The 19743-nt window shown below is 52.0% G+C and carries 18 protein-coding genes; 2 read left to right on the forward strand and 16 right to left on the reverse strand.

The window, feature by feature from the left end:
- Positions 1-18: 18 nt before the first annotated feature.
- From hpaI to DUD43_RS16800, 5 genes are all read right to left on the reverse strand, one after another.
- Positions 19-825 carry a 4-hydroxy-2-oxoheptanedioate aldolase gene (hpaI, locus tag DUD43_RS16780; RefSeq protein WP_153231172.1) on the reverse strand — a complete coding sequence of 269 codons (807 nt, stop codon included), beginning with the start codon at positions 823-825 and terminating at the stop codon, positions 19-21.
- 181 nt (positions 826-1006) lie between these two features.
- Complete coding sequence (locus DUD43_RS16785) at positions 1007-1738, reverse strand: ABC transporter ATP-binding protein (RefSeq protein WP_153231173.1); 732 nt, start codon at positions 1736-1738, stop codon at positions 1007-1009.
- Positions 1726-2553: an ABC transporter permease gene (locus DUD43_RS16790; protein WP_228125829.1), complete on the reverse strand. Its 828-nt coding sequence runs from the start codon at positions 2551-2553 to the stop codon at positions 1726-1728. Before DUD43_RS16790 ends, DUD43_RS16785 begins: the two co-directional genes overlap by 13 nt.
- Entirely contained in the window at positions 2553-3566 is a 1014-nt protein-coding gene (locus DUD43_RS16795) for an ABC transporter substrate-binding protein (protein WP_153231174.1), read from the reverse strand. The genes DUD43_RS16790 and DUD43_RS16795 overlap by 1 nt, the downstream gene beginning before the upstream one ends.
- Before the next feature lie 157 nt (positions 3567-3723).
- Positions 3724-5607, reverse strand: coding sequence for an acyltransferase family protein (locus DUD43_RS16800; protein ID WP_153231175.1), 1884 nt, complete (start codon positions 5605-5607; stop codon positions 3724-3726).
- 572 nt (positions 5608-6179) lie between these two features.
- On the opposite strand from DUD43_RS16800, the gene DUD43_RS16805 reads away from it, so the two are divergent.
- On the forward strand, positions 6180-7226 hold the full coding sequence (locus DUD43_RS16805) for an LPS O-antigen chain length determinant protein WzzB (protein WP_153231176.1): 1047 nt from the start codon (positions 6180-6182) through the stop codon (positions 7224-7226).
- 60 nt (positions 7227-7286) lie between these two features.
- Positions 7287-8558: an exopolysaccharide biosynthesis polyprenyl glycosylphosphotransferase gene (locus tag DUD43_RS16810; protein WP_153231177.1), complete on the forward strand. Its 1272-nt coding sequence runs from the start codon at positions 7287-7289 to the stop codon at positions 8556-8558.
- Positions 8559-8568: 10 nt separating this feature from the next.
- Here the strand turns inward: DUD43_RS16810 and DUD43_RS16815 are convergent, their stop codons facing one another.
- The 11 genes from DUD43_RS16815 to DUD43_RS16865 form a co-directional block, all read right to left on the reverse strand.
- The gene (locus tag DUD43_RS16815) at positions 8569-9375 is read right to left on the reverse strand and encodes a glycosyltransferase (protein WP_153231178.1); all 807 of its coding nucleotides are present in this window, start codon (positions 9373-9375) and stop codon (positions 8569-8571) included.
- Complete coding sequence (locus tag DUD43_RS16820; RefSeq protein ID WP_153231179.1) at positions 9375-10556, reverse strand: O-antigen ligase family protein; 1182 nt, start codon at positions 10554-10556, stop codon at positions 9375-9377. Before DUD43_RS16820 ends, DUD43_RS16815 begins: the two co-directional genes overlap by 1 nt.
- A 5-nt stretch (positions 10557-10561) precedes the next feature.
- On the reverse strand, positions 10562-11671 hold the full coding sequence (locus DUD43_RS16825) for a glycosyltransferase (protein WP_153231180.1): 1110 nt from the start codon (positions 11669-11671) through the stop codon (positions 10562-10564).
- Between the two features lie 43 nt (positions 11672-11714).
- Positions 11715-12839 (reverse strand): N-acetyl sugar amidotransferase, encoded by a 1125-nt coding sequence (locus DUD43_RS16830; protein ID WP_153231181.1) that lies wholly within the window; start codon positions 12837-12839, stop codon positions 11715-11717.
- Positions 12836-13597, reverse strand: a complete 762-nt coding sequence (locus DUD43_RS16835) for an AglZ/HisF2 family acetamidino modification protein (protein ID WP_153231182.1) — start codon at positions 13595-13597, stop codon at positions 12836-12838. Before DUD43_RS16835 ends, DUD43_RS16830 begins: the two co-directional genes overlap by 4 nt.
- On the reverse strand, positions 13594-14211 hold the full coding sequence (hisH, locus tag DUD43_RS16840; RefSeq protein ID WP_221080322.1) for an imidazole glycerol phosphate synthase subunit HisH: 618 nt from the start codon (positions 14209-14211) through the stop codon (positions 13594-13596). Before hisH ends, DUD43_RS16835 begins: the two co-directional genes overlap by 4 nt.
- Complete coding sequence (locus DUD43_RS16845) at positions 14208-15455, reverse strand: lipopolysaccharide biosynthesis protein (RefSeq protein ID WP_153231183.1); 1248 nt, start codon at positions 15453-15455, stop codon at positions 14208-14210. The genes hisH and DUD43_RS16845 overlap by 4 nt, the downstream gene beginning before the upstream one ends.
- 39 nt (positions 15456-15494) lie before the next feature.
- Positions 15495-16589 carry a DegT/DnrJ/EryC1/StrS family aminotransferase gene (locus DUD43_RS16850; protein ID WP_153231184.1) on the reverse strand — a complete coding sequence of 365 codons (1095 nt, stop codon included), beginning with the start codon at positions 16587-16589 and terminating at the stop codon, positions 15495-15497.
- Positions 16586-17176 (reverse strand): UDP-2-acetamido-3-amino-2,3-dideoxy-D-glucuronate N-acetyltransferase, encoded by a 591-nt coding sequence (gene wbpD / locus DUD43_RS16855; protein WP_153231185.1) that lies wholly within the window; start codon positions 17174-17176, stop codon positions 16586-16588. Before wbpD ends, DUD43_RS16850 begins: the two co-directional genes overlap by 4 nt.
- Positions 17173-18120 carry a Gfo/Idh/MocA family protein gene (locus DUD43_RS16860; protein WP_153231186.1) on the reverse strand — a complete coding sequence of 316 codons (948 nt, stop codon included), beginning with the start codon at positions 18118-18120 and terminating at the stop codon, positions 17173-17175. Before DUD43_RS16860 ends, wbpD begins: the two co-directional genes overlap by 4 nt.
- Before the next feature lie 230 nt (positions 18121-18350).
- Positions 18351-19610, reverse strand: coding sequence for an O-antigen ligase family protein (locus DUD43_RS16865; protein ID WP_153231187.1), 1260 nt, complete (start codon positions 19608-19610; stop codon positions 18351-18353).
- Positions 19611-19743: the final 133 nt, after the last annotated feature.

Here is a 19743-nt window from a genome sequence, read left to right on the forward strand (position 1 = left end):
AAAAACGCCCGGCAACCTTTAATAAGCCGCGCCCGGCTGAGCGACGGGCACCACTACGTCATCCTTGAACTGGCCGAGCAAGGCCGTGGCTGCCTGTCGCAACAAAACCGCGTCCACGCCTACGGCCACAAACAAGGCGCCCAAGGACAGATAGTGATGCGCTGCCTCAACATTCGCCTGCAGGATTCCGGGGGCCTTACCCGCCTTGCTGATACGCACAATCGCGTCCTCGATCGCGGCCAAGACCTCTGGATGCCTTGGCTCAGTCAAATACCCCATGCTGGCCGCCAAATCCGCCGGACCGATGAAAACACCGTCCACGCCTTCTACCGCCAGAATCTCGTCCAGGTTCTCCAGCGCCTCACGCGTTTCCACCTGGCAAATCACGCACATTTCCTGATTGGCTCGCGCCACATAGTCGGTAGTCGCTCCCCAGCGAGCAGCACGCGCCAAGGCTGCACCCACCCCGCGAATACCGTGCGGAGGATAACGTGTCGCAGCAACGGCGGCTTTGGCCTGTTCCGCGTTTTGCACCATGGGAATTAAAAGATTCTGAGCCCCCATATCCAGCAACAGCTTGATCTGCACGGGGTCATTCCAGCTGGGACGCACAATCGGCGTGATGGGATGAGCCGAGACGGCCTGCAATTGCGCCAGCAAGGTCTGTACCGTATTGGGGACATGCTCGCCATCCAGCAAGATCCAGTCATAGCCCAGGCCAGCACAGAGGTCCGCTACATAAGGGCTGGCCAAGCCATGCCACAAACCAATCTGGGACTTGCCCTGCCGCAAAGCCTGCTTGAACGCATTTACCGGGTGCTTCATGTGCTCTCCTTGTCATGTGCTTAGGCGTCGAACAAGCAGTGTAAAGCGCGCAAGACGGAAGTGAGCATGAGTGCTGACTATTTTGAACAAGCGCATCATCATGCATCGCCCTCAGGCACGAACAGGCAAAAGAAACGGCCCACTGCATGGGCCGTATGTCTTATTGCATTGGCTAACGAGCTCACAAGGCCTGGCCTACCTCTTTCACCAACTCCCCAAAACGGGGCGTTGTACGATCGCGCGGGCGCGGTAAATCCACCTCTATACGGGCGCTGACACCGGCCGGGCTGCCACCCAGAACGATAATGGTGTCGGCCAGAAAGACAGCCTCATCAATATCGTGCGTCACAAACAGAACCGCTGCCGAGCTGCGCTGCCACACCTGAACCAGCTCATCCTGCAAAGCCTGACGGGTCAAGGCATCCACGGCAGAAAAGGGTTCGTCCATCAACAGCAAATCGGGCTGCACGGCCAAGGCACGAGCAATACCAACACGCTGCACCTGACCACCGGACAACTGATGCGGCCAACGGTCTTTCAGATGCGCCAAGCCCACCTGATTCAAGGCAGCATCCACACGCTGATCGCGCTCTTCACGCGACAGACCCAGACCTTCCAGGCCATAAGCCACATTGGAAGCAATACGTCGCCAAGGCAAGAGGCGGCTGTCCTGAAACACAAAAGCATTGGCTCGACGGCCTGGGCTGTCTTGCAGGTTGGATCGCAGATGCCCGAAGCTGGGCTGGCTCAAACCGGCCGCAGCACGCAACAAGGTGCTCTTGCCTACGCCTGAACCACCCACAATCGCCACAAAATGCCCTGCCTGAACTTCCAGATTCACATCACGGATCACAGGTGCAGGCGCACCGGGGTACCGAAAACCAAACCCCTGGAACTGAATCAAGGCTGCCACTGGAGTACCCATTTGTTGAAAGTCAGAAAAAGCATGTCGCACAAGGTGTAGACCACCGAGATGATCAACATATAGACCACAACCGCATCGTAAGCACCCACACCCGCAGCGGCATTCATTTCCTGACCCATGCCAGGCACACCCAGCAATTCAGCCGCAATCAGCGTCATCCAGGCCTGACCTATACCGGCACGCACACCACTCAACAAACCGGGGCTGATCGCAGGCAGAACCACCGTCCAGGCGCGAGCGAAATAAGAGTTATGCCCAAAAGCCGCTGCCAGTTCGTAATAGCGGGGATCGACTGAGCGCACCGCACTGTAAGTGGCAAAGTAGTTCAGCCAGAACACACCGATAGCAATCACAAAGGCTGCGCCAGTATGGCTAACCTTGAACCAGGCAATTGCAAACACCACCCACGCCAAGGGCGGGATAGGACGCAGCAAACGAACCAAATACGCTTGCAGCAAATCAAAGCGATGGATAGTTGCCGCCGCCAGACCAAAAGCAATACCCAGGAAAGTGCCGATGCCCAAGCCCCAGAAATAATGCACCAGACTGGACTGAGCAGCGGGCCAGAGACGACCAGCCTCAATCTCCTGGAACAAGGCCGAGGGCAAGCTCAAGGGATCAGGCAAGGTACCGCGTGGAGCCCAGCCATAGACATAAGCCAAGCGCCACACCAGGATAAACAAGGCCAGACCGGCTACGCCGTAAACAATCCGCTCCAGACCACGACGCCACAAGGCATCAACCAAGGTACCCGCAGGTGCAGGTGCCGCGGCGGGCAAACTTGCTTGTTTCGCAACGCTCATTACGGTGCCGCCTTCTCATAAAAGCGAACGTCAAACAGGCTTTGAACATCGTCCAGCTTGGTCGCCAGCGTGCCTAAAGAAACCTGGAAATCCTGCAGCTGAACCGTGCCATCAATAATCTTGCGAGGGTCAGGCTGGAACTGATCGTGCGAACGCTCGATAGCAGCCTGCACAATGTCTTTAGGCAAACGACCACCGCCTACATACTTCTGCACATAAGGCGTTGCCTTGGCAGGCTCATCACGCAGCAGAGCAGTGGCACGCAGGTGAGCATTCACCAGATGCTGAACCAGATCAGGATTGGATTTGATCAGGCCTTCACGCACCAGCAGTACCGAACCGGGCTCATTGGGGAACAGTTCACCACCATGTGCCACGATCTTGGCATCAGGCTGGCGTTGCAGAATTTGGCTAACGGTAGGTTCCAGAATCGCGGCAGCATCCACAGCATGATTGCTCAAGGCCTGTTGAATCTGCGCTTCGCCCTGGAAGATCACCTCGACCACATCCGGGTCTACTTTCAGCATATTGCGCAGCCAGTACTGCAAAGCAGCCTCAGGCACAGCGCCTTTGGGGTAGCTGGCAACCTTGGGCTTGTGACCCTTCTCCTGGGTGAACTTGGCTACAGCCGCTGCAAAATCAGGCTTGTCGGCATCCAGATAGGCAGCCAGATCGCCAATAGCGACCACGCTAACCTGTTCCACAATGTTGGAGGCAACAACTTTGACGTCAGCCTCTTTAGCCTTGGCCACCAAAGCGGGGCCAATACCCACATAGGCAACGTCCAACTGACCGGCGATCAAGGCCTGAGTCAGCGCTGGACCGCTTTGAAACTGGACCAGCTTGGGGTCCGGTTGTCCCTCTGGCAGTAAGTCGCCAGACCCTAAGCCCACGAACAATTGAGCGGCAGGCATGATGGGCAAATAGCCAATCTCCAGCGCTTGCTCGGCAGCCTGTGCGGAGAAGGAGACGGAAAGAGCAAGAAGGCCAGGGGCTAAATAACGGGAAAACATAACGATCTCGTGAAACAGGCGAAAACTGAAGCTTAAACCTGTTGGAGAGACGCATCTTTATTTGCTAATAACTACAAATCATAAAAACCGGGTTCTTTACGCAATCCCTTCCTGCCAGCTCCAGTCAGCATTGCAAAACCGCCCCACACCTGGGGTTTCAAGGGGGAAGCAAACGGTAGCCGTCGCGTACAAACAATTGTCCCAAGGAGGTAGAGCCATAAATATTCAAATGATTATTGTCGAAGTAGGCCATACGTCCCGCGTAACGACCTTGAGCGGAAAGCTGGCTGGCCACCGGCCCTAAATCAACCCAATGCACATTAGGGATACGATCGACAATCTGCTTGATTCTGGCATTGGCAGACTGGGCCTTCTCTCCGGACTCACGTTCCACATGCAAGCCCAAACGATCAAAAAGCTCCAGACGAATGGGAGAAACGGGTAACTCCGGTACATCCGACAAAACATAAACCGGGGTCGTTTTCGCCATGCTGCGCAAGGTGTGTTCCAACTTCGGCAAGTAATCCGGATCCGCACGCTCAGGCTCATCGCCTAATTGATAAGACCAGAAAGAAGTAAAGACGACGGCATCATATTGCCGATACTCTGCCGCCACGTACTCCTTCAAATTCTTGCAAGGCTCCCGTGATGACTCGGGCAGGATGTTCTGGCTGAAATTAAAAACGGGAGAACAAGAGCTACCTGTAACGACATAGGCTTGCCAGCCTTCATGGCGCCCGACCTCATCCATAAAAGAGTTCAAAGCCGCCGCATGGGAATCCCCCGTCATCAAGACACGAGCAGGCACATTCGACGCACCTCGCAAACAGCGTTTGTCAAAATTCCCATGACAAACATCGGTCCCGTAACTCAAAAGGGAGGGATCAAAATCCAGTGCCGGCTTTATGGTCTTCAGACCAGCTCCCAATGCAGCCAGCATTAAAGCCGGAGCCAAAAACAACAGCAAAAAAGCCCTTGTGAAACTGATGCTCAGACGTTTGCAGCGCAGCTCCACAAATCGGTAAGTCAAATACGCCAGGGCAAATATAGAGGGCACAGCAACAAGCAGCCAACTGGCGGGCAAAACATAAGCCCCATAGACGTATCGCAAATAAGCCAACACAGGCCAATGCCACAGGTACAGGGAATAGGAGATCAGCCCTATAGCAACCATGAAAGGCATCTGAAAAACCCGCATGACCAGGCCACCAGCCGCCTGGTCGGACCGGCCCCCGTAAATGAACAGGCCTGCTCCCAAACATGGCAAAAGAGCATTCAAGCCTGGAAACAGGAAGTGCTTGTCCAACATGAGCAAGCCACTGGCGATCAGCACGACACCTGCCAACTGAAGCAAATGACAGCCCAGCCGCTGGGTATACACAGGCAAGAACGCGAACAAGGCCCCCACCAACAGTTCGCTAAAACGCAAACGCAGCAGAAAGTAGACAGAGTCCCCAGCCTTCGAAGACAAGAGGTAGAGCTGGCTATATGCAAAACCAAGCGCTACCACGCAGGCCACAAAGCCGATAAGCCAAGCATCCAGATTTTCTTTTTTATATTTAGAAAGAAGCTTGAAAACCAGAATAAAAACAAGAGGCCAAATAAAATAAAACTGCTCTTCTATCGACAAAGACCAGATATGCAATAAAGGCTTTTCATCCGATGAAATATCAAAATACCCACCATCTTTTGAAAAAAACCGATTAGCCAAAAAAGAAGAAGAATAAAGAACAGAGAAAAATAGACGCTCAAAATCCTCAGAAATGAGAATAACAAAGCCGACCAGCAAAGAGAAAAACAAAACAATATAAAGAGGCGGCAAAATTCTGCGTATCCTTCTCTTGTAGAAATCAGAGAAGAAAAAACGGCCGGCCATCACTTCATTTTTTATGATCTGGCTGATCAGAAAACCAGAGATCACGAAAAATACATCGACCCCAATAAACCCGCCGGGCAACCAATTCGAGTTCAAATGAAAAATCAGGACGGAAAGCACCGCCAAGGCACGTAGCCCGTCTATGTCACTTCTATATTTCATCATTTTATTTTCGCGACCTAGACCGCATTCGCCTTATATAAAGCCCCTGTCCACCCTTTTTAGCGGGCATCCCAACCATGGCTGCAACATGAGTTCTTCTCCCTGCTAAACCAGCACACCCGGCTTGTCCAGAACGCGCTCCGACTGTTACGCAGACTGTCACTTCAATACAACAATCAGCACTACAAAAACCATTCGGATGCGCGCTTACAACCAGCAACAAATACTATCATTGCAGTTCGCCTTTACTTGCTAAGTTTCTTTGGTGAGTGACCGCGAAACGCCGATCTTAAGCAGGCTGGACGATATTATTGCTCAAGCAACCTGACGCTGCGCAATTCACATCGCGCCCATCCCCTGTACTGCCCTGACGCTTCCGGCCAATTTGTAACATATTGGGGTCTTTATTTGACATACCTCAGCAAGACTTAGGTATTACCGTTTTATTAAGGCCCCTGCCTTAGAAAAAATATCGATAAAAAACTTCGAAAACAAACGTTTTAAACCCATTGAGTTTAGAATTGACGGTTAAGAACCTCAGTTCAGCAGAACGTTGACTATCATCCGGAGAATGCGTGAACACAGTTAGCCAGAGTCATGAAACCAATAAGCAGAACATTAGCCTGAGCGATCTAATGCGGCTATTTTGGGGATCAAAAAAAATAATTTTAGGTATCACTCTGCTGTGCGCCTGTCTTTCAATTGGCTATTTGGCAGTCGTGTCACCCACCTACCAGGCCACAGCAAAAATTCTTCCGCCTCAAGAAAGTGACTTGGCAGAATATTCCGAGACCTTGAGCATGATCGACGTCGGAATTTCTGACAAAGAAACCGCGCGCCGTTTAAATCCTGATCGCGCCTATGAGATTCTTTATAGCAACATCAAGTCCGACTCGATAAAGAACAAATTCCTGACCGAGTACTACCTCCCCCATTTCGCCCCAAAAGATCAGGACGAAACGGAGCAGCTTGCCAAACGGCTGGAAAAAGCCTTGCGCATCAATGGCCCTTCATCCGAAAGCAGCACGATTAATGTCGCCATTGAAGCCAAGGATCCAAAACTGGCGGCCCAATGGGTGAATGACTATATGGCTCTGGCCATCACCGCGACGCACACCGAGCTTCTAAAAAACCTGCAAGGTGAAATTACAGCCAAAAAGCAAAGCACACAGAACCAGATCGCCACTTTACGCAAGCTGGAGCAGGATCTGCAAAACCTGAAAATTGCCCGTCTCCAGGACTCCCTGACTGTTGCCAAGGCCATGGGGCTGGAAACACCCATGCCCGGCACAACAGTCATCACCTTGGACAATAGCCCCGCTAACGAGGGCAGTTTTATGCGTGGCACCCGTTCGCTACAAGCCGAGATCGACGTCCTGAGCAGTCGTAAAGATCAGGACGCCTATATTGCCGGCTTGCCCAAACTTCTGACTCAACAAGCTCTGCTGGAAACGCTTAACAACACTCCGGCGTTCTCGGTCGCTCGTATCGATATGCCTGCGCATCCCCCTTACGAACCCATCAAACCCATCAAGCCTTTGATTTTGTTGATGGGAATTATTTTCGGTCTATTTCTGGGGATGTTTGTTGCACTGATTGCCAATGCAATCAGAAATGATTGAAGGCTGCTCTCTACACCAAGCTTGCACGTAGCCCTTGATTCCCATATACGACCGTAGGATATGAACACCTTACCTAGCCGCCGCTTTCAGAAGAAACACGAGCAAATCCTGCTCTCGTCGCCATTCCTGCTACTGGTAGGCTGGCTGGTTTCCGTCGTTCTGCCCACCGCCCTGCACTGGGGATGGAGAGGCTTGCTCACACCTGATCTGGGCCAGAAAACAGCCCTGATCGTCACTTCGATCGCCTTTCTCATCTCCCATATCTTTGTACGCAAAATCAATACGTCCTACCCGGGCGGGCAATCGAGCATGTTCATTGCCCCCCAGGTGACCACGGTTTACGTACTGATTGCGCTGCTCTCCTTTCTGCTGACTCCGAACATTTCCCGCTTCATTCTGCTCAGCAGCGGAGCCTTCGCTCTGTTTTGGTTTTATCTGGCGCATTTCTGCACACTGAAGTACCGCCGCCTGAAGCTGGCCATCATCAAGGGAGGGATGAGCGAACACCTGTTCGAGCTGGACAATGTCGATGCGCGCGCCCTGGAAACGCTTGATTTGCAAGGCGTTCGCTATGACGCTGTCGTTGCGGACTTCAATAATCTGAATAAAGAGGACGAACGTTTCCTGACACAATGTGCGTTAAATCGCATCCCGGTATATGACGCCAGCCTGGTTTACGAATCCCTGTCTGGCCGGGTTCGCATCAACCGCATGTCGGAAAACAATCTGGGGGCCTTGCTGCCTACCAAGGTGTACGAGAGCACGAAGCTGCTTATGGACCTGAGCATTGTGCTGCTCTCTTTGCCTATCGTCCTGCCTCTTGGTCTGATCACGGCCTTATTGATCAAGCTGGAGAGCCCTGGCCCGGCTATCTATACACAGCAACGCATTGGCTTGGGCAACAAGGAATTTACCATCTACAAATTCCGCAGCATGCGCTTTGATCGGGAGCAAGCCCAGCAATTTGCCGGGGAAGATGATCCCCGTATCACGCGTATTGGCCGCATCATACGCAAGCTACGTATCGACGAGCTGCCTCAGTTCCTCAATATCATCAAAGGCGAGATGAGCCTGATAGGCCCTCGTCCCGAACAGCCAAACTTTGTGCGGGAATTCGACGAGAAAATCCCTTTTTATAATTATCGCCACGTCGTCAAGCCAGGCATTACGGGATGGGCACAAGTTCGCCAAGGCTATACCGCTGATGCTGATGCCACCCGCATCAAGATCGAGCATGACTTCTACTACATCAAGAACTGCTCGACCTCTCTGGACTTGCACATTGTCTTTCTGACCATCAAAACCATGTTGACGGGTTTTGGGGCGCGTTAAACAAAGCCGATTAACGCAATAGTTTCAGATAAATAAACTCTCGCACAGCAGGTGGCAACAAACGTGCCGGAGTCCGTTGCAGGCAATTAAGAGTAAAGCGCTTGAAGCCAATAAAGCCCAGGGAATAAAACATATATTGTGCGGCGATTTCTTGCCGCACATAACGCCACCCACCCCGGCGACGATACATGGAGGGGTCGGTTCGGACCCGCACCAATGGTCGTTCGATATTCATCCCCTTGGCACCCGACAAGAGCAAACGCACCCACAAGGCGTAGTCCTCGTAGAAGTACTCGTTGCCATAACTTCCACATGCCAGGACCGCATCCTTACGGTACATCACGGTGACATGATTGAACGGATTTCTGGACTGCCCGTATTGCAAAATTTCAGCGTGGCTTGCAGGAGCGGTACGGTAACTTCGAATGACTTCAGGGTCATCAACGAACTCGGCAATAGCCGATCCGATAATATCGATTTCAGGGTGCAGTTCCAGTTGCTCCAGCTGTGCTGAAAAACGATCCGGCTCATTAATATCATCAGTGTCAAACCGCGCTACCCACGGCTTGGTGCAATGCAAAAGCCCGATATTCAATGCCTTGCCCAAGCCGACGTTTTTCTCCAGCGGCACACTGACGATAGGCAACAGGCCTCTATAGTGCTCAATCAGACTTAACAGCTCCGGGCGCAAAGGCCCATCCTGGACCAGGACGACTTCATCGGGCTGGCGAATAGACTGCACAACGCTATCCATGGCCTGCGCAAAATTCGAGGCTTTTTCACCGTCGTACAAAGAGAGAAGTAAGGAAAACTGCATCAGGAAGCCTTGGCATCAGCCACAGAAAATCGCAAGGACGCCAAAGCGGCTAACGCGAACCAGATATAGGGATATAAATAGCTACGTGCAGCGACTATCCCCAACAGACAAAAACACAATACCGCCAGTATTGCCTGAACATGATGATGGTGCATGGCTTGTCGCACGCCCCCGCTCAGGCTGGCAATAATGACACAAACCAGGCCCACTGCCGGGCCAATCCCGTAAGCACTCAAGAACGACATATAGTTGTGGGCATAGTTGCCTGTCACCCCGGTAGCGACTACGTCATACATATAACGACCCAGCACCCAGTTGCTCCTCAGGAACTCCAGCTCCTGTTGAAACAAGACCATCCGCCCCGATAGCGAAGAGTCGCTCTCAAACAGGAACAAACGCACCATGCGATGCTCGGGCCCCAGAATGTCGACCAGCAAGGGACCGATCAAGAACAAGACCATCACAGCCAACAAGACCATCACAATCGCAGCCAGCTTGTTTCTTACAAACATGATGACCATGCAGGCAAATACAAAAGCAATGAACGAGAAGCGTGAGTTCAGAAAGAACAACACCCAGAAACTGATCGCCAAAAACAAGGCTGCCTGCGTCTTGTTGCGCACCGACACCAACAGCAAAAGGGAAACAATTGCATAGCAGTCGGACAAGGTCAGGTAGACACTGGCTTCTACAATTTCCCTGTGAAAGTCCTGCCCTATGTAAAAATAACTGAACACGTAGATGACGGTAGAGCAGAGCCAGGAAACACGCACGGTACGAGCGCTCCCCTCCTCATTTTCGGCATACCATTTCCCAAGCAAGGTCAGCAAAATAGGTGACACACCCGTATTGGAGAAATAACGCAACAAGGTCCACCAATCGACCTGTTGCAACAAGCTGAAGAACTGCAATATCTGGATCGCCAACACCCACAACAACAAGATGGATATCGCGACAAAAACAGGTTTTCCCTGAAGCCTGCGCGCAGAAAATGCCGCCTTTACCAATAGCAAAAGCAGCAATACAAGCGTACACAACAGGTAAATAGCACTGACGTTCACTCTGGGAAACGCAAACATGGTTTCCAGGAACTTCCAGACCGGGCCAAACACAAAGAAGGCGAAAAACGTCACTTTCGCGACAAAATCATAGAGCGCGTCCGGCCCAATGCGTAATGCCACAGAACTCATAGGTGCTTTACACCCTGCCCCTCCAGGGCCTGAGCCAAACCAGCCAACAGATTGGTCTTGGCAATAAAGGGCTCTGCCTGCTTGCTGACCTCTGCCTTGCTGGCTGTCCGTACGGTGTGTGCATAATCCAGAATCGCTTCCATATCTACCTCGCCTAAACGATAGAAGGGGAACCGGGCATCAAAGACATCCTGATGACCCGAGTAAACCGGCAAACCCAGCATCAAATACTCACGTACCTTCAAGGTACAAGCCTGCTGCATACCTTTGCGGTCCAAGGCAAAAGAAGTCAGCCCGACCCAGCAGCGCTCTACCAATGCAGCAATCTGCATTGCATTCAAGGTCCCGTGCAACACAATCCGGGGGTCTTTCTGGCACCTGGCCAGATCTGCATCAAAAACGATCCCAACAACATGAAGACGAAAGTCTTTTTGGGTACGCTCCATGGCATCCAGCAACAAATCCAGGCCATGCCAGTCATAAAAGTGGCTTGCCACAAACAAGAGTTCTGGCTGATCCGTACGCTGGTCAGGCAAGGCCACATTGGACGAGGGACCGTACATCACTCCATTAGGATAGGTGAACGTGTATTTGTCTGCTTGCCCGGCACGGGCGCACTCATACTCGCTTAACTCTGGGGTCACACCAATCACCCCGGCTGCACGGCGAATAGACCAACGCCCCAGGACAGCTTCTGCACCTGCCCGCAACTTGCCAATCAAGCCCCCACCGGCCAACTCCGGAAGCTCTTTGCTGTGATGCACCAGATAAACGGGTTTGCTACAGGAACGAATAAAAAAGTACTGGAACGGATCATGCACACTATGGCGCAAGATAAACACGTCCACATCCGTCTGTTCCCGTAGCCACCGAACATAACGAACACGGAAAACAATCCAGGCCCAGGCCAGCTTGAATTTATTCTGCCCAGAAACCTGAACACCCGAGTCTACGCGAATAGTCTCGGGCACCTTGCCCTGCGCCGCCGTAAAAGCACGCGTCTGCCAGGACAAGCCCAATTGGTCTGCTGCCTGCTGTTCCCAACTCATCTGAGCCACAATGCCATTGACCGGACGCAACAGCATCGCAGAGTGTAAAAACCGCATATTCCAACCTTTATCTCAAGCCTTGCGCTGACACAGCAATGAATCAGGAGCGGCCAAGCACACGTTTATACAATTTGGCCATCCACTTCCAACGGGCCAAATCACTTGGATAATAGTCATGCGCCACTGCGGGGGCCTTGATATAGGCTTCCAGCTGAGCAGGCGTCCACCCCATTTTCTTCAGGAAATACTGCTTGTCCTCATCGAGCTCGCGCTGGCTGTGATACGGGATTTTTTCCAGATCGGCCAGAGCTTCGTCCCGGCTCATCTGACCCGTCACAATCAAGGTGCTCATGTGAACACGGCGCTTATCAACCCCAAACTTCTCGGGCAGGATATAGCCCTGATAAAAACGGGTGAAGATCGACTCGTAGTGTTTATAGGGATACGGCTTGTAAGAGTAGCGTTCCTGCAACTGCTGCATGGCAGAGAACTTGTTGAACTCCATCAGGTCCAGAATCGAGACCCAGCGTATTTTCTGCAGTACGGCATAGCGTATGTACTCACCGATGCCAAACAAGGGGAAAGTCTCGATCTTTACGTCGCTAAAGCGTTTGGCAATGCTGCGGATGTTTTTCTTGTCAAACTTGAACCAGTTCCAGCTCTCGGGAATCTGCATCCCTTCGGTCGCCTCGTTGGTGCCCGCCAGCAAATGCTTCAGGCCATATTTGGCCGCCTGTTGATAGTTCACGGCCGTCATGGCGTTGTCGTACAGCAGCTCGATATCAACCACATTGGCATCGAAAAAGGCCTGCATCAACTTGCGGTATTCATGCCAATCAATGACGTGGGTATACAGATCCACGCCCAGGCCGTTGATCAGGTTCTCGATATTGTTCTGGGCCAGCTCGGAGTTCCAGCCGTTATCCATGTGCACAGCCAGGGGACGCAGGCCCAGTTCGACCGCCTTGACCAGCACCCAGGAGCTATCTACGCCGCCTGAGACTCCCACAATACAGTCGTAAGGCTTGCCCTTGCCCTGTGCTTTGACCTCGGCCACCAGGGCCTGCAAACGGCGTTCTTTTTCTTCCGGTGCCAAGCCCAAGGTGTTCTTGGTGCTGGCCTCCAGGTCCGTGCAATAGTTGCAAACACCGTCACTGTTAAAAACAATGTCGCGTGCACTGGTGTCCATAACACAGCGCGAACACACCTGGTAATGTTGATTCATTCAATATCATCCAAAGAGTCAAACTCGGCCCGTTTCGGGTAGTTAATCAGTACCGCACGGTGTGGGCCTTTGAACACAAACATGGCACCGGCCGCGACAGCCGAAGCGCCCGCCTTCAAAGCCAGGTTGAAATCATCCATCGAGCGGGCTCCGCCCAGGGCAACGACAGGAACAGGCAAGCGACTGGCCACCGAATGGATCAAATCCAGATCATAGCCATCCATCATGCCGTCATGGTCCACGGCGCTCAAGAGGACTTCCCCTACCCCTGCATCAACTCGCTCAGCCAGATAATCATAAATAGGGCGATTCAGTAATTTGCCCGACTGCGAAATATACAGCTTGGGCTGCTTGAGCCAATTCTTTTTGATATCCACGCCCAGCACGACACTTTGCTGGCCATAAACACGAGCGATATCCTGTATCAGGCGTGTATCCTGCATTACGGCAGACTGCAAACTGACCTTTTCAATACCCAGATCAAAGATGCGCTCTACCTGCTGCATATTCTGAATACCGCCCCCATAGGTCAAGGGCATAAAGCACTCTTCGGCAAACAAGCGCACGACTTCAAAATCGGGCGCAGTGCCGGCACTGGATGCTCCAATATCCAGCACAACCAGCTCATCCACTTCTTTCTCGTTGAAGATGCGAATCGCATTGGTGGGATCACCCACATACTTGGGGTCCTGATAGCGGCGGGTTTTAACCAGACCACCATTTTTCAAGGACAAAACGGGAATAACGCGTGGCTTCATACGGCCTCAGCCATAAAATTCTTCATCAATCCGAAACCAAACTGGTGGCTTTTCTCGGGGTGAAATTGCACCCCCATTACATTCTCACGCTGGAATGCGGCCACAAAAGAGCCACCATAATCTGCCGTCGCCAAAATATCCTCGGGGCAAGCAGCTTCGACCTTATAAGCGTGCACAAAGTAAAAGCGATGACGGCGCTCACCCTCCTGCAACAAGGGGTTCGCCTTGGCGATATCCACTTCCGACCATCCCATATGCGGAATCTTCAGAGGTCTTTCGGGTGTACTTTGAAAACGCCGCACCTGGGCATCAATCCAACCCAGGCCAGGCAAACTGCCTTCCTCACTGGCACGACACATTAATTGCATGCCCAGACATATGCCCAATACCGGCTTTTTATCCTGCAAGGCGTATTGCTCCAGCACAGGCAACAGCCCCCGGTCATGCAATTGCTGCATGCCATGATCAAAGGCGCCGACTCCCGGAATAATCAGCCTGTCTACCGCCGCAATCTCCTGCGCAGTCGATACCTTGGAGGCTTCCCCTCCAAGCTTTTGAATCATTCGGATAACCGAATTAATGTTGCCACAACCGTAGTCCAGGATGCCGATCATAAACTTGCTCGCTGTTTGTGCGATTCACCACAACTATATCGATACGAAATGGCCAGATACACCACGTAGAGCAAGGCATAGGACACAGAGTAGATGAAGATAGCGGCTACCTCTGTATCTACATAGCTCAGCACACCGTAGGTCATGGCCAACAGGCAGGTTTGCCATAGCAGATCGACTTGTTGCTTGTTAAAAATATATATTACGTAACTTAGAGGGCTGGCGATGAAACGCAAGGTAAACATCGGTACCAGCAATACGCTCATGGCGCCTGCAGGACGCCACTCCTCGCCAAAGGCGATGGCAAATACGGGCTCTGACAAAAAGTAGGCACCCACTGCAAAAAGAGCAGACCCGGCCCCCAATACCCAGAATGTGCGCACGTACTCATCGCGGCACTCGCCCCGCTCGCGAAACGCCATCGACGCCTGACGCTTGAACACATCCAGAACAGCCTTGCCCAGGAAAGACAAAGGCAAGCCTAAAACTCGTATGACAAGCGCCAGATAACCAGCACTCTCGGCCCCAAAGCGATGGGCCACAATCATGACAGGCAACTGGATCGCCAATGCATTGATAAAGTCAGCAGGCAAGGAATACGCCAGGAATTTCCGATGACGACGGGCATAAGCAAGCATCAAGGGCCGCCAACGTCGCATCCAGCGCAGGGACACTGGCAACAACCACATGCAATAGGCCTGTGCCAGCAGCAAACCCAGTGCGTAGGACAAGGCGAGTGCAGTCGCATTAGGCCAGAACACACCAGCCACAATCTGCAGAACCACAACAAAGATAGACTGGGCCACCCGCATCATATTCAACTGACGAAAGCGCCCTTCTGCGGCCGCCCAGGACTGCCAAACCTGATTCAAGGCAAATAGGGTTGCACAAGGCACCAGCACGACCAGCAACATTACCGTGTCAAAGTAGTTGTAGCCGGTCAGTATGTGGAGCAAACCCAGGACCAGTAGCACGACGACCGCGATCAGCAAGGTCATGGTCAACACGGCAAAGGCCGCCGCATTGCGGAAACGCCCGTCCCGCTCCAGAGCCAGCGACACTTCCAGACGGGCCGTCAAGGCCGTCGACAAGATAATGACGATACCCAACCACGCTGAAAACAGGCCGAACTGACCAGGTCCAAACTGCCGGGCAATCAACAAAGCGCCCAGCACAGGAATTACCTGAGCAATCGCCGATCCAGTGAATACGGAGAGTACGGTTTTCCAGTAACTATTTTGCATAAAAATGGCTGCGGAATTAAGCCGCAGCCTTTATCGAGATTAAAGCGGTACGCATGCCTGTAGCGCTTGGACGATGTGATCCATATCGTCATCTTTCAGGTAAGGTCCCATTGGCAAACTCAAGACCTCTGTGGCAATCAAATCCCCCACCGGCAATACCGCATCCAGGTCCTGAACCGCAGGCTGCCGGTTCAAAGGGATGGGATAGTGCACAGCAGTGGGAACACCCGCTTTTTGCAAGCTGGCCTGCACCTGATCACGTTGTTGAACCCGGATGGTGTACTGGGCATACACATGCCGGTTATGTGCTTCAACAAACGGGGTGCTTTCGATGCCAATTGCGTTCAGGCTGCTTTGATAACGCTGCGCAACACGGTCGCGCATTTCCAGCTCTTCCGTCAAAATCGCCAGCTTGGGCAACAAAATAGCCGCTTGCAAGGTATCCAGACGACTATTGATACCAATACGGATGTGGTGATAACGACGATCCTGCCCATGACGCGCAATTTGCCGGATCACAGTTGCCAGACCTTCATCATTGGTAAAGATTGCACCGCCATCCCCGTAGCCGCCCAAAGGTTTGCTGGGGAAAAAACTGGTACAGGCGATGGTGCTCAGATTGCAGGAATAACGCCCTTTATAGGTCGCGCCAAAGCTTTGAGCTGCATCCTCGATCACAGCCAGGCCATGCTTGGAAGCGATGGCATTGATCGTGTCAAAGTCAGGGCACTGACCATACATGGAAACCGGAATAATCGCTTTAGTGCGAGGCGTGATGGCAGCCTCCAGCAAAGCCGGATCCAGATTGTAGGTACGTGGCTCTACATCCACGTAAATTGGCTTGGCACCCAGCACGGCGACCGTTTCAGCGGTTGCCACATAGGTAAAGCCTGGGGTGATCACCTCATCGCCTGGCCCGACACCCAAGGCCATCAGGGCAATCTGCAAGGCATCCGTGCCATTGGCGCAGCTGATGCAATACTTGGCCTGGACGTAATCGGCCAGTTTCTCTTCCAGCTCTGTCACTTCAGGGCCAAGAATATAACGACCATGCTGCAGAACCCGCGCAATACCCGCATCAATTTCCGATTTGATACGCGCTTGCTGAGCGTGTAGATCCGTAAATTCAATCATTGCTGTTGGACTTCCCGTTTAATCAAACGATCATTGTGCAATTCATAAATAGCCCCTGAATGCGGGCAGACACACTGTCCAGACCCTTTCAAGGGCAAATCCAGCTGCTCTCCAAACTCACTCATCCAGCCTTTCTGACGCGCAGGCACACCCAGCATCAAAGCGTAGTCCGGGACATCCCTATTGATCACCGCTCCGGCCCCCACAAAGGCAAACTTGCCTATGGTGACGCCACAGACAATGGTGCAATTCGCACCCAATGTCGCTCCGGTACGTACCAAGGTGTCACGATACTGATCCTTACGCTCGATCAAGGAGCGTGGATTATAGACATTGGTAAACACCATGCTCGGACCACAGAAAACACCTTCTTCCAGGGTGACATTGTCATAAACCGAGACATTGTTCTGGATCTTGCAGTTGTCCCCAATCAGCACCTTGTTGCCAACAAAGACGTTCTGCCCCAGCGATACACCCGAGCCGATTTTGGCGCCCGCACAGACGTGGACAAAATGCCAGACACGGGATCCTGCCCCGATCTGTGCCCCTTCATCCACAATGGCTGATTCGTGTTTGTAATAGCTCATTTTTTCAGGAAGGGGTGGTAGTCACCCTGCAAAGGAGCGAGGTCGGCTGTACGAATAGACTGCACGGTCGAAATGGCAGTACGGTTTTCTTCCAGACCAAAACCGCGGCCAGCCAGGATTTCTTCGTAGCTGCGTGTATGCAGGTCGGTAAAACCACCCGAGAACTCGATTTCCTCGCCATCAACGGTGATGGAGCGGAAGGTACGCATGCCTTTGTCCTGAGCGGACTGAGGAACATCTTCCACATCGATCGACAGGAACCAGCGCACCCGAGCGTTTTCATATTCCAGGAAACCGGCGGCTTTGCTGTCTGTACGCGTATGCACCACGCTTTGCTGCAAATCACCAAAAATAAAATGCAGCATGTCAAAAAAGTGCACGCCAATATTAGTGGCAATACCACCAGACTTTTTCACATCGCCCTTCCAGGACTGGTGATACCAATTACCCCGAGAGGTAATGTAGGTTAAATCCACATCGTATTTATTTTTCTTGTCTTTATTATTTAAGACCTTTTCCCGCAGCGCAATAATAGCCGGATGAACACGCAACTGCAAAATGGTATTTACTTTTCTTCCCGTATCGCGCTCGATATCCAGCAAGCCATCAATATTCCAGGAATTCAATACCAACGGTTTTTCACAAATTGCATCAGCGCCAGAGCGCAGTGCGAATCGCATGTGCGAATCGTGCAGGTAATTAGGCGAGCAAATAGACATGTAGTCCACTGCCTCACCCGTTTTTGCGCGGCTCAACTTATCAATATGGCGATCGAAACGCTCGAATTCAGTAAAAAAATGAGCATCAGGAAAATGGCTGTCAATAATGCCTACCGAGTCATTCGGATCCACAGCAGCAACCAGCACATTGCCTGTTGCCTTGATAGCCTGCATGTGACGAGGTGCGATGTATCCACTTGCACCAATAAGAGCAAATTTCTTCATGTTTCCTAGTATTTCTTTAAAAAATTTAAAAACCGATGTCTTGACTCTGGCTACAGATAGGCAACCCTACACCTTACCGAAATATCTTTAATATTTTTTTAAATTATGTTTAAAAATATGACCGCAAAAAATAGAACTGCCTGAATACTGCTGGTCTTCCGAAAAACCGCTTTTCATCAAAACCATGGATGCAGCACCATCAAACCTCAAGCAAAACCTACGATAAACACTCAACTATTTCCAGCAAGCACAGCACGACGGCGTTGATGCATCAACGCCATTAAAACCGCCAACGATAACAAAAAAAACAGCAATGTGTTATTGCGAATCAACATTATTTGCGTTTGCCCGTAAATAACATAGCCACCTATCAAGCATAAACCGCCCAATGCATAACTGCGCAAAACAGAATCAACGTGACGAATAAAAGACAGGAAATACCATGCTGCACTCAGCATGGCAAGCAATAAGGACAGCAAAGCCAAACCACCATACCAAACCCATACTTCCAGAAAGGTATTATGGGTATTAGCCAAACCGGCAGCCACCTCTCCAATCAGACCTGCCTGGCTTTTTTCCTTTAATGCCTGGCGAAACTGAACTTCGCCAACACCCAGCACAGGCTGATCTTTAAGGATTTCCCACGTTGCACCCCAAATCGCAAACCGGGCCCCCAGGGAACTGGAGCTGCTGGATCCGTGAGCCTGATACTCGGACAGGTCGGTAGATACTTCCTGAACGCGACTTTTGATCAGGGGGGATTGATAAGCCAAAAAGCCAGATGCCCCCACCAATACCGCCAAAACAACGCCGCAAGCGAGCAAATTGCCGCGCCGCACGTAAGCAAGCAAGAAAAGAGCAACAAACAAGGGAATCGCAACCCAACCACCGCGAGTTCCAGAATAGTAGGACCCCAGCAGGCCACATACTGCCCCTAATGCCAACAGCACAAACCAAAGGCGGCGATGGGCGCTCTGGTTGGCCATCAGCCAGCACAGTGCCACCATCAGCAAGACGGCCATACTCAGGGCCAGATTCCCGAACTGGATTGCGCCGGTGAAACCAAAGGCCTTGAACTCTCCGAGCTGCCACATCTTCCATGCAGCTACCGCCAGGCCACTCACTGCCCCCACCACCAGGCCCGACCACACTGCCGCCGGTTTGGGAGGGAACTTGATCAGACACAGCGTCAAAAGGATGCTGAATGCAAACTTGACAGGAACCTCAAAACTACGAACGTAAGCCCCATGCCAAAACGTTGCAGCAATACTGATACCGGCAAAAAGCAGCATCCAGCCCAGGACGAATTTCTCTTGCTTGCTCAATGAGACAGCAGGCAGGCCAGGTGCTTTCCACAGGGAGAAAAGCACAAGCGCCCCTATCACGTATGAATACATGTCCTTGGTGGACAACAAGGTGGCATAGAACAGGAACACCAGTACCGATGTCAACCGGTTACCTGGACCTGTTAAAAGAGTGGGAAGAGCCATATGCGACGAGCCGAAAAAACCCTAAAACAACGGTGAACGATACTCGTACTAGCCGGCACTGTGACAGCTCGCCATAGACCCTGAACCCTCAAGGCAGGCTGTCCAGCCAAGCAAATAAAAGCTGCGTAACAAA

This window comes from Alcaligenes faecalis (assembly GCF_009497775.1).
In the GTDB taxonomy this organism is placed as follows: domain Bacteria; phylum Pseudomonadota; class Gammaproteobacteria; order Burkholderiales; family Burkholderiaceae_B; genus Alcaligenes; species Alcaligenes faecalis_D.

Bases quoted from the DNA above. Each gene is read 5' to 3' on its own strand.
- hpaI (WP_153231172.1), bottom strand. From the start codon at position 825: ATGAAGCACCCGGTAAATGCGTTCAAGCAGGCTTTGCGGCAGGGCAAG.
- DUD43_RS16790 (WP_228125829.1), bottom strand. From the start codon at position 2,553: ATGAGCGTTGCGAAACAAGCAAGTTTGCCCGCCGCGGCACCTGCACCT.
- DUD43_RS16795 (WP_153231174.1), bottom strand. From the start codon at position 3,566: ATGTTTTCCCGTTATTTAGCCCCTGGCCTTCTTGCTCTTTCCGTCTCC.
- DUD43_RS16800 (WP_153231175.1), bottom strand. From the start codon at position 5,607: ATGATGAAATATAGAAGTGACATAGACGGGCTACGTGCCTTGGCGGTG.
- DUD43_RS16810 (WP_153231177.1), top strand. From the start codon at position 7,287: ATGAACACCTTACCTAGCCGCCGCTTTCAGAAGAAACACGAGCAAATC.
- DUD43_RS16815 (WP_153231178.1), bottom strand. From the start codon at position 9,375: ATGCAGTTTTCCTTACTTCTCTCTTTGTACGACGGTGAAAAAGCCTCG.
- DUD43_RS16825 (WP_153231180.1), bottom strand. From the start codon at position 11,671: ATGCGGTTTTTACACTCTGCGATGCTGTTGCGTCCGGTCAATGGCATT.
- DUD43_RS16830 (WP_153231181.1), bottom strand. From the start codon at position 12,839: ATGAATCAACATTACCAGGTGTGTTCGCGCTGTGTTATGGACACCAGT.
- DUD43_RS16835 (WP_153231182.1), bottom strand. From the start codon at position 13,597: ATGAAGCCACGCGTTATTCCCGTTTTGTCCTTGAAAAATGGTGGTCTG.
- hisH (WP_221080322.1), bottom strand. From the start codon at position 14,211: ATGATCGGCATCCTGGACTACGGTTGTGGCAACATTAATTCGGTTATC.
- DUD43_RS16845 (WP_153231183.1), bottom strand. From the start codon at position 15,455: ATGCAAAATAGTTACTGGAAAACCGTACTCTCCGTATTCACTGGATCG.
- DUD43_RS16850 (WP_153231184.1), bottom strand. From the start codon at position 16,589: ATGATTGAATTTACGGATCTACACGCTCAGCAAGCGCGTATCAAATCG.
- wbpD (WP_153231185.1), bottom strand. From the start codon at position 17,176: ATGAGCTATTACAAACACGAATCAGCCATTGTGGATGAAGGGGCACAG.
- DUD43_RS16860 (WP_153231186.1), bottom strand. From the start codon at position 18,120: ATGAAGAAATTTGCTCTTATTGGTGCAAGTGGATACATCGCACCTCGT.
- DUD43_RS16865 (WP_153231187.1), bottom strand. From the start codon at position 19,610: ATGGCTCTTCCCACTCTTTTAACAGGTCCAGGTAACCGGTTGACATCG.